The 12,468-nt window shown below is 69.5% G+C and carries 10 protein-coding genes; 2 read left to right on the top strand and 8 right to left on the bottom strand.

Going from position 1 to position 12,468, the window contains the following annotated elements; genetic code table 11:
• Position 1 precedes the first annotated feature (1 nt).
• The 4 genes from RN743_RS03950 to RN743_RS03935 form a co-directional block, all read right to left on the bottom strand.
• On the bottom strand, positions 2-1,333 hold the full coding sequence (locus RN743_RS03950) for a hypothetical protein (protein WP_310776470.1): 1,332 nt from the start codon (positions 1,331-1,333) through the stop codon (positions 2-4).
• A gap of 178 nt (positions 1,334-1,511) precedes the next feature.
• Entirely contained in the window at positions 1,512-2,912 is a 1,401-nt protein-coding gene (locus RN743_RS03945; protein ID WP_310776468.1) for a sodium:solute symporter family protein, read from the bottom strand.
• A gap of 277 nt (positions 2,913-3,189) precedes the next feature.
• Positions 3,190-4,314 (bottom strand): P1 family peptidase, encoded by a 1,125-nt coding sequence (locus RN743_RS03940; RefSeq protein WP_310776466.1) that lies wholly within the window; start codon positions 4,312-4,314, stop codon positions 3,190-3,192.
• Positions 4,315-4,338: 24 nt separating this feature from the next.
• Positions 4,339-4,746, bottom strand: coding sequence for a hypothetical protein (locus tag RN743_RS03935; protein ID WP_310776464.1), 408 nt, complete (start codon positions 4,744-4,746; stop codon positions 4,339-4,341).
• A gap of 243 nt (positions 4,747-4,989) precedes the next feature.
• On the opposite strand from RN743_RS03935, the gene RN743_RS03930 reads away from it, so the two are divergent.
• Positions 4,990-5,253 carry a hypothetical protein gene (locus RN743_RS03930; protein WP_310776462.1) on the top strand — a complete coding sequence of 88 codons (264 nt, stop codon included), beginning with the start codon at positions 4,990-4,992 and terminating at the stop codon, positions 5,251-5,253.
• Entirely contained in the window at positions 5,250-5,699 is a 450-nt protein-coding gene (locus RN743_RS03925) for a type II toxin-antitoxin system VapC family toxin (protein ID WP_310776460.1), read from the top strand. The genes RN743_RS03930 and RN743_RS03925 overlap by 4 nt, the downstream gene beginning before the upstream one ends.
• 21 nt (positions 5,700-5,720) lie before the next feature.
• On the opposite strand, the gene RN743_RS03920 is transcribed toward RN743_RS03925, so the two are convergent.
• The 4 genes from RN743_RS03920 to RN743_RS03905 all read right to left on the bottom strand — a co-directional run bounded on the left by RN743_RS03920 (position 5,721) and on the right by RN743_RS03905 (position 11,472).
• On the bottom strand, positions 5,721-7,712 hold the full coding sequence (locus RN743_RS03920; protein ID WP_310776458.1) for an acetoacetate--CoA ligase: 1,992 nt from the start codon (positions 7,710-7,712) through the stop codon (positions 5,721-5,723).
• Positions 7,709-9,109, bottom strand: a complete 1,401-nt coding sequence (locus RN743_RS03915; protein WP_310776456.1) for a cbb3-type cytochrome c oxidase subunit I — start codon at positions 9,107-9,109, stop codon at positions 7,709-7,711. The genes RN743_RS03920 and RN743_RS03915 overlap by 4 nt, the downstream gene beginning before the upstream one ends.
• The gene (locus tag RN743_RS03910; protein WP_310776502.1) at positions 9,106-9,918 is read right to left on the bottom strand and encodes a c-type cytochrome; all 813 of its coding nucleotides are present in this window, start codon (positions 9,916-9,918) and stop codon (positions 9,106-9,108) included. The genes RN743_RS03915 and RN743_RS03910 overlap by 4 nt, the downstream gene beginning before the upstream one ends.
• A gap of 204 nt (positions 9,919-10,122) precedes the next feature.
• The gene (locus RN743_RS03905) at positions 10,123-11,472 is read right to left on the bottom strand and encodes a 6-bladed beta-propeller (RefSeq protein ID WP_310776454.1); all 1,350 of its coding nucleotides are present in this window, start codon (positions 11,470-11,472) and stop codon (positions 10,123-10,125) included.
• Between the last annotated feature and the right edge of the window lie 996 nt (positions 11,473-12,468).

The following is a 12,468-nucleotide window of genomic DNA, read 5'->3' as shown; positions in this document are numbered from 1 at the left end:
CTCAGCGAACCGGGGTCGGCAGCTTCCGCACCACCACTCTGGCCACATCGAATTCGTCCGACTCGATGAACGCCGCCAGTCCGTCCGGGCCGAAGGCGTCCGGCATCACGGTCGCGCCGGTCGCATACGTGCCGACATACACCCCCTCCGCCGTCAAGACATCGATGGGGCCGTCGCTATCCGCTTCCTCGCCGCTGCGCTGCACCCAAATGCGACCCTCCCACGTGGTTGCCAGGTCCCGCAGCACGGGAATCTCGTGGTAGAAACGGTCCTCCAGATCGAACGTGGCCTCCGGTCGAGGGTTGTTCCCTTCGGCGGCCCCGACCAGCATGAGGCGTCTTGAACCGGTTCCTCCAAGTTCGCGCCGGGCAGTTGCCGTCACCTCCTCATATGCCTCCCGGACCGCGTCTGTCACGGGCTCGGCATCGAAGGGCCGCCGGATAATTCGCGTGACATTCCGCGCGCCCGGCGGCGTGACCTTCAGCGCGTACGCCGAGGAGTCCGAGTGAACGATGCCACCATCGGAAAGGACGCCCAGGAGAAGCCGGGGCTCGAACACCGTGGGCATGGTCATCCCGCGGAGAGCGGCCCGAAGCTCGGCGGGCACCGCGCCCGTCGCGAGATCCTCAAGGTCGGTTTGTTGGGGCAGCCATCCCTCCGCCACCGTGTCGGCGCTCGCGGCCCCGCCGTCGAGGACGACCCGCAGGACTGGACGGGAAGTGGGCGGAGCGGCCGCACCTCCCGCGCCCATAACGATGGCGCGGCCGCCCCCTCGGGCAAAGACGGCTCCACCGCGAGGATCCGGCTGAATGTCGTGGGCCGGGATCGCCACGACATCGGACCCGTCGCCCGCCCTGACCATGCGGAGAAACTCTCCGGAGGAGTCGAAGAGCTGATAGGCGCGGTGGCCCACATCGCTCACCACCACGGTACCGTCCCTCAGCACCGCGTAGCCCATCGGCTGGTTGAACTCGCCGGGACCTCCGCCGGAAGACCCGAATTCCGTTAGGAATCGACCCGCCGCGTCGAAGACGATGACCCTCACCTCGCCGCCACGCATCAGGCGCATCCCCCCGGAGAGCACCGGACCGGTCGTCCCGTCAAAGATGTACAGGTTGCCCTCCACGTCGAATGCGACGTGGCCAACCGAGGCGAACATCTCCCAGGACTCGCCTTCGAAGACGCCGACCCGGTAGACCTCCTCGAACGCGGGGTCCATGGGCCGATCCCGGCCCGTGACCTCGACAATTTCCTGAGCGAGGAGAATGGGGGGGGCGGCCAGGACGGCCATCAGAAGGGACGAGTGGATCGGGGTGAATCTGCTCGCGTTCATCGAGGACTTCTCCTGCAAATCGAAGGTGCCGAGTCGGGGCAAACCGCAATGAGCCACAGATTGGATGTGAACCTCACCGCAAGCGTTGTCCGTCACCATGCGGCCGCGATTGATCGCTCCGTCCAAGGTCCACCGCGGGGGGCGGATGCCCGCCCCCCCTCGCTGACCTCGACACTCGCTAGTTCCGCCGGAGGTGCGCGCGGGCCAGCACCGCGAGGGCGAAGGCTGCGGCGGAGACGATGAGGCCGATGAGCGTGCGGTCAAGCAGGGCCGGCGCGTCGGCGGGGGCGAAGATGTGCACGGCGCCCAGCGCGGCGAGGCCGGCGCCGATGGCTGCGAGGGCCTCGGGCACGCCGGCGCGCCGTGAGTGCAGGCCGGCGGCCACCGGGACGAACAGGCTCACGCTCAGGATCGAGTAGAAGATCGTGAGCGAGGCGATCACGCTCTCGAGCCAGAGTGCAAGCAACACGCCCAGCGTCCCCCCGGCGATCGCGGCGCCCCGCGCCACCCGCAGCACCTGCTGGCTCGTCGCCTCGGGTCTCAGCGATCCCTTGTAGAGATCCTTCGAGAGGGACGTGGAGAGCATGAACAGCCCGGCGTCGGCCGAACTCACCTCGGCCGAGAACACGGCGGCGAGACCGAGCAGCCCCAGCGCGGGCGGCAGTGCGGTGGCGAGGAGCATGGGCAGCGCCTGCTCGCGGCTCGCGAGGGCGGGATCGTACACGCGGGCGATCATGCCGAGCAGCGTCGGCGCGAAGGCGAACAGGACGAGCCCGACGCCGGCGGCGAGGAGTCCGATCCGGATCGCCCGGGGACCCGTCGCTCCATAGGCCTTCTGTACGAGCCCAGGCGAGATAATGAAGGCGGGCGCGAGGAGGGCGATGTAGACCCACCCCGACCCCCCGCCCTGCCACAGATTCAGGTAATCCGGCGATGTGCGCGCGGCGGTGGCCTCGATGGCAGCCCAGCCGCCGACGTCGGCCAGCGCCCACGGGATCGCGACCGCGAACCCGGCGAGCAGCACGACGAGCTGGACGAGGTTGACCCAGGCCGACGCCACGAGGCCGCCGGCGCTGAAGTAGACGATGACGACGATCCCTCCCAGGAGCGCGCCGATCCAGCGCGGGGTGCCGGCGACAACCGAGACGATCTCGGCCATGGCGATGAGCTGGCCGGACACGATGGTGAGGGTGGCGAACCAGAGCAGGACGGCGATCAGCAGCCGCACCGAGCGGCCGTACCGCAGGTCCAGGTAGTCGCCCATGGTGAGGAGCCCGTGACGCGCGGCCACCTTCCAGATGCGCGGCCCGACCCAGAGGGCGAGCAGGATCGTCCCGATGCCGGCCGAGCCGACCCACCACCACGCGCTGAGCCCGTCGCGATAGCCGAGCCCCGCCGCGCCAACGGTCGTGCCCGCCCCGAGGTTGGCGGCGAGCACCGTGGCGAAGAGCAGCACCGGCCCGAGCTTGCGGTCCGCCACGAAAAAACTCCCCGCCCGGCCGACTCGCCGCCCGATCCACGCCCCCAACGCAACGAGCCCCGCGGCATACGCGAGGAGCACCCACAGGCCGGCGTTCACGCGATCACGGCAAGCTTACCGGGCCGCGTTCAAGACGGCCGCGTCCGAGAGGGACTACGGAGCGTCATCCGCGTCCGAACCGGGCCTGATCGTCTTCAAGCTCAAGCGCCCTCGGCCGATCCAGATCGACGCCCGGACGGGGCGTGGCGCGCACAGTCACCAGGCGGAAGGGCGCTGGCACCGACCGCTCGGGCCGTTTGGATTCGGAGTCTGGAGAGCGGGGGGTCGTCGGTTTCATACGAGAAGAATAGCCGCGGTTGATCGGCCGCTCCAACGATCAGCCGCCGGTGCCCTCCAGATCTGCCACCGAGGGGAGGCCGGGGAGGCCGGTGGCCGTGCGGACGGCGCGCAGGATCGCTTCGGCGACCATGTCCGCGGCGAGCGCGCCGATCCGCGCCAGGCCGGCGTCGTCCGTGTGCGTGCCGGTCGCGAGGCCGAACAGGGTGTCGCCGTCGCTCGGGGTGTGGGCCGGGTAGACGGCCCGGGCGAGGCCGTCGTGCGCCATCTGCGCGACCTTCGTGATCTCGGCCTTCGTGAGTGTCGCGTTCGTCGCCACGACGCCGATGGTCGTGTTCTCGACGGAAGCGTCACCGGCCGGCGCGTCGGCGGGCGGCCGCGCCTCGCCCTCCCGGAGCAGCGCGCGGGCGTCCGCGAAGCCCGTCCCGTCCTCGGTGCGGACACCGGCCACGACCTCCCCCGTGGCCGGATCGATCACGTCGCCGACCGAATTGACCGCCACGACCGCGGCCACGGTGAGGCCGTCCTCGAGGGTAATCGAGGCGGTGCCGATCCCGCCCTTCATCGCGCGGCCGCGGCCGCGGAGCTTCCCGACCGTCGCCCCGGCCCCCGCGCCGACGCTGCCCTCGACGGGCGCGGCCGTACTCGCCGCCCGGGCGGCTTCGTAACCGCACTCCGGCCCCGGCCGAACGGACCCGCCGCCGACGCCGAGATCGAACAGGATCGCCGCCGCGACGATCGGGACGACGTGATCCCCGGCCCGATACCCGATCCCGCGCTCCTCGAGATACCGGACCACGCCCGACGCCGCGTCGAGCCCGAACGCGCTCCCGCCCGAGAGCACGATGGCGTGGGCTTCCTGCACGCTGTTCACCGGATCGAGGAGGGCGATCTCCCGCGTCCCCGGCGCCCCGCCCCGCACGTCGACGCCGGCCACGGCGCCGTCCTCGGCGAGGATGACCGTACAGCCCGTGGGCCGCTCCTCCAGCGTGAAGTGCCCCAGCGAGAGCCCCTCGACCGCCGTGATCCCGCCCCCCGCCGAAACCGCTGTCCCCTGCGTCTCCTGCGCCACACACCCTCCCGCCGCGAAAAAACCGCCCACCACCCCGGCCGCCGCGAGCGCGACGCCCTGCGCCACGTACGGCCCGGCAGATTCCGGTCTCATCCGCACCGCCATCGCACCGCCATGCTAACCGGCGAACTCGTACACGAGGTCCCCCTCCGACAGGCCCTCGACTCGCAGCACGACCGTGCCGGGTCCGGGTCCGTAGAACTGCTGGTACCGCGTCCTGACCAGGTCGAGGTCGAAGACGCGGGTGTCGGTCACCCAGCGCTCGCAGGCATCGCCGTTCGCCTCGTGGACGAGTTCCGCCGGAAGCTGCACCGGATCCGATTCCAGGAACGTCTCCGAGATCACCAGGGTGAAGATGTGCCTGCGGCAACCGCCCGAGTACCCCACCTCGACGGTCAACCCGTGTCCGTCCACCGAGGCCGAGTTCGCGACGTAGGGATCGTCCCCCCAGTCGCCGTTGCCCTCCAGAACCACGTTGTTGTCCGGAACATCCGGCCCCAGCCCCGACTCGCCGCACCCCGGCAAGGCGAGAAGTCCGAGGAGGAGCGCAACCGCGGCTCTCCCCCCGAGGGAAAAAGCCGGGGAACCGGCAGTCGAAAGTGTCATGCGAGCAATGTAGCACGCCCCCTCCGGCGGTGGATCGGCCACAGCCTGTAAATGCGGCACCCACCGGCGAATTCGGATGCGCAGTCGATGCTTGCAAGCGCCGACTGCTAGCACTAATGTCCGTTTGCCGACGACTGGTTTCCGAGGAGTGGAGCGGAGCGCATGGGGAACACGATTACCGTCCGGGACATCGATCCGGGCGACAAGGCCTGGCTCCGCCGGGAGGCCCGCTACACCGGCATCTCAATGGAGGAGTTCGTTCGCCGCCTGATTCGCGAGAAGCGGGAGAAGACCGCCGACGAGACGAGACCTTCGCAAGTCTTCGAGAGGTACTTCGGGCCGGAGTACGGGGTGAAACTGCCCGAGCCTTCTCGCCACGGATACAGGCCGTTCGTGTTTGAGGATGAGGACGGGGGCGAAGCGTGAGGCGACCCTTCCGCTGGCTCATCGATACGAACGTGGTCTCCGAGATGATGCGTCCGGCCCCCGACCCGCGAGTGGCCGGGTTTCTCGACGGGATCTGGGCCCAGGGAGTCGGTCTGGCGTCCGTCACGGTGTGGGAGATCCTCAACGGAATCGGCCGCTTGGACGCCAGTCGGCGGCGGGAACATCTGGCCGAGCGGTTCCAGGGCCTTCTGGACGACCTTTTCCGCGAACGGGTTCTCGACTGGAGCCTCAGCGACGCCCGAGCCTGCGCCCGCATCATGGAATCGAAGAGGCGGCGAGGCGAACCGCTCGACGACCACCTACCGGACGCGATGCTGGCGGGCGTGGCCGCGCGTCACGGTCTTACTCTGGTCACACGGAACGAGCGGGATTTCCGGAACACTGGCATCGAAGTGTTCAACCCATGGGTGGACGGGTCGCGCTGATCCGGCGGCCGCGTCGCCCTGCTACTCCCGGAGTTCGGGGCGGTTGCGGTAGTCTTCGAGGGCCTCGGGGTTGGCGAGGGCCTCGACGTTCTTCACGGACTCTCCCAGTACCACGGCGCGCACGGCGAGTTCCGAGATCTTGGCGCTCTTCGTGCGCGGGATGTCCGTCACCTGCAGTATCCGCGCCGGGACGTGCCGCGGTGAGGCGTTCTCCCGGATCTCCCCTCGGATCCGCGCCTCCAGATCCTCGTCCAGGCTCCGGCCCTCCGCGAGCCGCACGAAGAGGACGACGCGCGTGTCGTTCTCGCACGGCTGCCCGATGACGATGGACTCCAGAATCTCCGGCAGCCGGTCCACGAGCCGGTAGATCTCCGCCGTCCCGATCCGCACTCCGCCCGCGTTCAGCGTCGCGTCGGAGCGGCCGTAGATCACCGCGCCGCCGTGCTCCGTCCACTCCATCCAGTCGCCGTGTCGCCACACGTTGGGATACATGTCGAAGTACGCCGTGTGGAAGCGGCTCCCGTCGTCGTCTCCCCAGAACCCCGTCGGCACCGAGGGGAAGGGCGACTTGCAGACGAGTTCCCCCTTCCCCGCCGGCATCGACCGCCCCTCTTCATCCCACACATCCACGTCCATGCCCAGCGACGGCGCCTGGATCTCGCCCCGCCACACGGGAAGGAGCGGGTGCCCGACCACGAACCCCGCGCACAGGTCCGTCCCGCCCGAAATCGAGGCGAGGTGGACGTCGGGCTTCACGTCCCGGTACACGTAGTCGAACCCCTCCGGGACGAGGGGGGACCCGGTGGAGAGCATCGTCCGCACCGAGGAGAGATCGTGCGTCTCCCGCGGCCGGAGCCCCGCCTTCCCGAGCGCGTCGATGAACTTCGCGGACACGCCGAGCTGGGTCATGCGCACCTCGTCGGCGTAGTCGAACAGGACGTGGGGGCCGGGATGGAAGGGCGAGCCGTCGTAGAGGACCGCCGTCGCCTCGCTCGCCAGCGCCGACGAGAGCCAGTTCCACATCATCCACCCGCAGGTCGTGTAGTAGAAGGCGCGGTCGCCCGGCCGGATGTCCGCGTGCAGCCGATGCTCCTTCAGGTGCGTGAGGAGGATGCCGCCCGCCCCGTGCACGATGCACTTCGGGACGCCGGTCGTGCCCGAGGAGAAGAGGATGTAGAGCGGATGGTCGAACGGGAGCCGCCGGAACTCGATCTCCCGCGCGCTCCACGGGCCGATGAAGTCGTCGAAGCTCACGGCGTGGGGGATCGCCGAGATGTCCGGGGCCGGTTCGGTGTGGGGGACGATGATCACGCGCTCCACCGAGGGGAGGCGCCGCACGATCTCCGGCAGACGGTCGAGGCTCGAGTACCGTTTGCCCTGCCAGAAGTAGCCGTCGGCGGCGAGGAGGACGCGCGGTTCGATCTGTCCGAAGCGGTCGAGCACTCCCTGCACGCCGAAGTCGGGCGAGGCGGTCGAGATCGTGGCCCCGAGGCTCGCCGAGGCGAGCATGTACACGCTGGACTCCGGCATGTTCGGGACGTAGCCGGCCACGCGATCGCCCGGCTCGATGCCGAGCGCGTCCAGCGCCTGGGCGAGGCGTGAGGTCGTGTCGTAGAGCTCGGCCCAGGTGAGGTCGCGGCGGACGCGGTCCTCGGTCCGGAAGAGGAGCGCCGCCCCGTGGTCGCGGCGCCGCAGCAGGTTCTCCGCGTAGTTCAGCCGCGCGTCCGGGTACCAGCGGGCCCCGGGCAGGCGGTCGAAGTCGACGACCACGCGCTCGCCCCGCTCGCCGATGACGCCGCAGAAGTCCCACACCGCGTTCCAGAACGCCTCCGGCTCGCGGACCGACCAGCGCCACAGCGCCTCGGGGGAGTCGGCCGCCGCCCCGCATGCCTCGTTCGCGTAGCGCGTGAACCGCGCCATGTTCGTCGTCGCCGCGAAGTCCGGATCCGGCGTCCACAGCGGACGCTCCGCCCCCGTCGCGCCCGGCGGGCTTCCGGCCCGCGATGCCGTCATGCCCGTTCCTCCGACACCCGCCAGTACCGGAAGGCGGGGGACAGGAGCTGCGCGAGGAGCCAGACGAAGAAGACCAGCGACAGCGTGCCGAAGACCGCGAACCCGATCCCGCTCCAGGCGGACACCCAGTCCGGCGGCACGTAGGTCTCGCCGGGCGCGTGCACGGCCCGCGTCACGCCGACCGCCGTCCCCACCACGTGCAGCCAGAGCACGAGCGCCGCCACCGAGAAGTTCAGTCCGATGAGACTCCAGCGCATGGCCGGCGTGTGGAGCGTGTCCCAGGCGCCCTCGCCCTCGCGGGCCTGCAGGTGCTCGCTCAGGATCCAGATCGCCGCCCCGAGCAGGATCATCGTGTCGATGCCGATCATCGCCCCCATCGCGTGTCCCGTGACGACGTACGTCCCGTGAATCACCGCGTTCAGCGGCGGGACGGAGATGAGGATCGCCCCGAACAGGATCCCGCACGTCCACCACTTCGCCGCCGCGAACGAGCCGCGGGCCGCACAGAATGCCGGGTCGCTCGGCGTCCTGAGCGCCCGCCACAGGTCGAACATGGCCCGCGCGAGCACGATGATCTCCATCATGCTCACGACGAAGGCGATCCACTTCACCGACTCCCTCCCCGGGAGATGATAGGTGTGGTGCGCGAAGTTCGTGAACGAGTTGAGCAGTCCCACCGCGAACAGCATGTACGCGGTCGTTGAGCGCCCGTACGCCGGATCCCCCGAGATCCGCTCGCCCAGGTAGATCACCGAGCCGTAGACGAAGAGGTTGAAGCTGCCGACGAGGGTGCCCGTCGCCTTCCACTGGATCCGCATGTCCTGCACGGGATCGCCGAAGATCCCCGGGATCAGCCACATGTGCTGTTCCACGAAGGTGACGATGAAGAAGAGCATCCCCACGCCCCACATCGTCACGTAGACGGGCCGCTCCCAGAACCGCTTCCCGGCGAGGCGGAAGAAGTTCCACGCGTAGCAGATCCAGCCCGCGAGGATGAGGAGGGAGAAGAAGGGGTGGAAGCCGACGTACTCGCGGCCCGATCCGATGCCGAGGGCCAGCGTCAGCAGGATCCCGAGGCCGGCGGCCGCCCAGGTCAGGACCTGGATCCGGAGGCGCCAGCGGTCGCGCGGCGTCGGCGGACCCTCGTCCTGGAGGAAGCGGTACACGACGGCGACGCCGCCCAGGAAGACCCACGCCGAGGCGAACACCGTGTGGATCGGGCGCAACTGTCGCAGGTCGAGGCCGACTTGCTGGAACCACGGGGCGAGCGACGGCACCGAGTAGAACGCGGCGAGGATGCCGCCCACGAGCGTGATCGCGATCGCGATGAGCCCGCCGCGGATGAAGGTCAGCACGGCGAACTGGTGCGCGGGGTGGCCGGCCGTGAAGGGCTTCACGGGTACTCCCACCACGGCAGCGCGCCCCAGTCGAGGCGTCGGCCCGCCGCCAGCGCCTGCGTCGCCGCCTCCAGTTGCTCGCGGTTCGCGCTCAGGAACTCGAGGAACGCGGTGAGCGCGGCGCGGTCGGCGTCGTCGAGCGGCGGCACCGGGGGCGGCATGCCCCGCAGGGGACGGCCCTCCGCGAGCACCCGGTCGAGCGAGTCCGCCGCGACGGACCCGGGCGCGAGCGACCCGGCGACGAGCGACAGGTCCGGCGCCCCCACCGGCGAGTCGCGGAACGGAAAGTGGCACGCGCTGCACGGCCGAATCCGATACGCCTCGAACCCGGCGGCGACTTGGGCCAGGTCCCGACCCGTCCCGCCAGCTGGTCCCGCACCGCCAGCCGCACCCCCGCCGCCGGACGCCCCGGCCCCGAGCGCCGCCTCGACTGCCCGCTCGAACGCCGCCTGCGCTCCGGCGCCCTCCCCCGGCGTCCCCATCCGCAGTTCGCCGCGGCCGATCTCCGGCCGGTCCATCTCCCGCAGGAAGGCGGCCATCGCCGCCGACTCCGCGTCGCTGAACCCGAGCGGCGGCATCTGCCCGCTCCCCACCGTCAACAAAGAAACGAGCCGGGTCGAATCAACCCGGCTCGCGGCGTTCGTCAGATCCGGCCCGAGGAATCCCCCCTGGCCGTAGAACTGGTGACAGGTTTGACAGGCATACGCCTGCCAGAGCGCACGTCCTTCGCGCGCCGCCTGCGACAGCGGCTCGCTGCGCACATCCGAATACACCAGCCCCGTCTGGACTCCAAAGGAGAGCACCAGCACGGCCAACAGCAGCTTTTTCCGAGCCGGCGTAAACATGGGAAGCGGTTGCGGGGGCTGAAGTCTCGTGGTCTCGAACCCGCGGATGATCTTCGCGCGGGGCGGCAGTCGTCAAGGACGCGGCACAGCCTCCCGCCGCGGGGCTACGCTCCGCAACCCGTTCAAATGGAGGCCGCGATGCTGCTCAGGCGGCCTCCCCCCACCCCGTCACCTCACCTCGGCCGGCAGTCTTCGTACTTCGACGCTCGCCACTTCGAACTCGTCGAACTCGATAAACGCGGCCAGTCCGTTCGGGCCGAAGGCGTCGGGCAACTTCGTCGCACCGGTCCGGTAGGTGCCGACGTACTCGCCATCCGCAGTCAACACATCGATGGGGCCGTCTTCCAGTGGCTCGTCGTCGCCTCGGCGCATGACCCAGATCCGTCCCTCCCAAGTCGCGGAAAGCGCCTGAATCACCGGGATTTCGGGGTAGAAGCGGGGTTCACCGAGCGAGAAGGAGTAGGAACCCCCACCCGCGGCGCTTCGCCGCAGCGCCGCCTCCCTGTTCCGGTTGAACTCAGCTTCGATCCCCGGGGACACGCGTTCGGGGCGGAACGGTCGTCTGATCGTCCGAAGCAGCGCGCCGCCGTCCCCGGCGGTTACATGGAGCGCGTACGTCGAAGAGTCGGAGTACACAATGCCGCCGGTCGGCAGCACGCCCGCCAAGAGTTCCGGTTCGAAAACGGGAGGCGCGGCAGAGCCGCGTAAGGCATCCGCAAGACTCGTCGACCCGCCGTCTGGACTCGCGATGGTTATTGTTGGGAGGTTCGACGCGCGGACATTGTCCCTCGGCTCACGCCCGGGCCGCCAGGCCCGGACCAGCGTTTCGGTGCTGACCTCCTCGCCGCCCATGTCGTGTCGATCGATGGGGCGGTAATCGGATGGCCACGCCGAACCGCCCAGGCTCGATACGAGCCACGTCCGTCCCTCCATCGAATACACCGCCCCGCCGCGGGGGTCTGCGTGTATTTCCGGGAGGACGGCCACACCAACGCTCGAGACGGTCTCTCCACTCTCGCTGCCGCGTGGAGTCCCCATCCCACCGCGGACCATGCGGAGGAACTGACCCGAAGCGTCGAAGAGGTGGTAGGCCCGGTGTCCCAGGTCAGCCACGATCGTGGTTCCGTCGCGCAACACGGTGTAGGTAGCGGGGCTTCTGAATTCGCCCGGTCCTTCACCCGCGGAGCCGAAGTGCCGAAGGAACCCGCCCGTGGAGTCAAAGACCACGATGCGCAGATCCGCACTCGACCCAGGGCCTGCGGAATCGAACACGTAGAGGTTGCCATCGGCATCAAAGGCCACCTTGGGGATGTTCGCGAACATCTCCCATTCCTCGCCAACGGGAACTCCGACGCGGAAGACGTGTGCGAAGTCGGCTTCCATCCACTGGTCCCGCCCGGGCAGTTCGACCACTTCCTGGGCGGCCGCGGTGGGAACCTCTGCAAGGGCGAGGGTCGCGAGGCCGAGGAGTATTCGGCGACGGCCGTGCATGGCGATCTGCGGCCCCCGGTCCGCCATCCGGGCTATCTCTCGGCCCCGCGAGCCGAGCGGCGTTCGGCTTGCATGCTCAGTCCCCACCCGTCAGGCGGAATCGGCCCGAACGTCGTGAGGTGGTATGGACCCGCGGACGTTTCCGGAGGCCTGTCCAGGAGCCTCCATCCGCGATCTTCGGTGGGCTGGACGAATAAGACCCCTGTGCCGGGAGGATTCTCGGCCCGTTCGGCTACAGCCCAAAAGCTGTCGTTCTCCGATAGCGGCCCTTCCACTTCATCGTCGTAGCCGACGACCACTACCAGACGCCGAAGGCGGGGCTCGTCCTCGCCGCTGGCGCTCTGACTCACTTCATGAGTCCAGCTGATCTCTTCAGCCCGGATCACGGGCGCCGAGGACAGGCTCCATTGAAGCCGACCCGTGTCGGCATCGACGACAGGTCCCCGTCCGAGTGCCCCGCTGTCGGACCTGGACGGATCACCGAGAGGCTCGTCCATGCGAGGGACTTCCAGTGCAGTCGGCGAGGCCTGCTCGCTGCAATGGACGAGACCGAAGGCCAGCAGGAGGGTGAGGCCGCAGCGCAGAGCCAGGCGAAGCGGCGGGGACAGAGGGCTCGCGGGCTCGTGGCTGATGATCCTTCGGAGTCTTCCTTCGAGCAGTCGCGTCCGGTGGCCGCAGTCGGCGGCGCTCGCGAATGCGGGCAGAGGAGGGGTCGGCGTCGTGCGAACGACGTCGATGGCCCGGACGAGGGCCCGGGCGTAGGCGCGTGGGGCGCAGCCGAGGGCGCGCACGACGAGAGCGTCGCAGCACACCTCTCCCGCGGCACGGAGCCGGCGTCTCGCCCACCACGCGACCGGGTTCCACCAGAACACGGTGCACGCGAACCACTCGAGCCAGCGTACGAGATGATCGCGCCGCCGGACGTGAGCCAGTTCATGCGCGATGATCCAGCGGACTGGGGACAGCCGGAATCCCGACAGGAAATCTTCTAACTACATACAGGACTGCACGATCTGCGTTTCC

The sequence above is a fragment of the Candidatus Palauibacter scopulicola genome, assembly GCF_947581915.1.
GTDB lineage: Bacteria > Gemmatimonadota > Gemmatimonadetes > Palauibacterales > Palauibacteraceae > Palauibacter > Palauibacter scopulicola.
The sequence above is the reverse complement of the archived record's forward strand: the minus strand, read 5'-3'. Positions and strand labels throughout refer to the sequence as shown.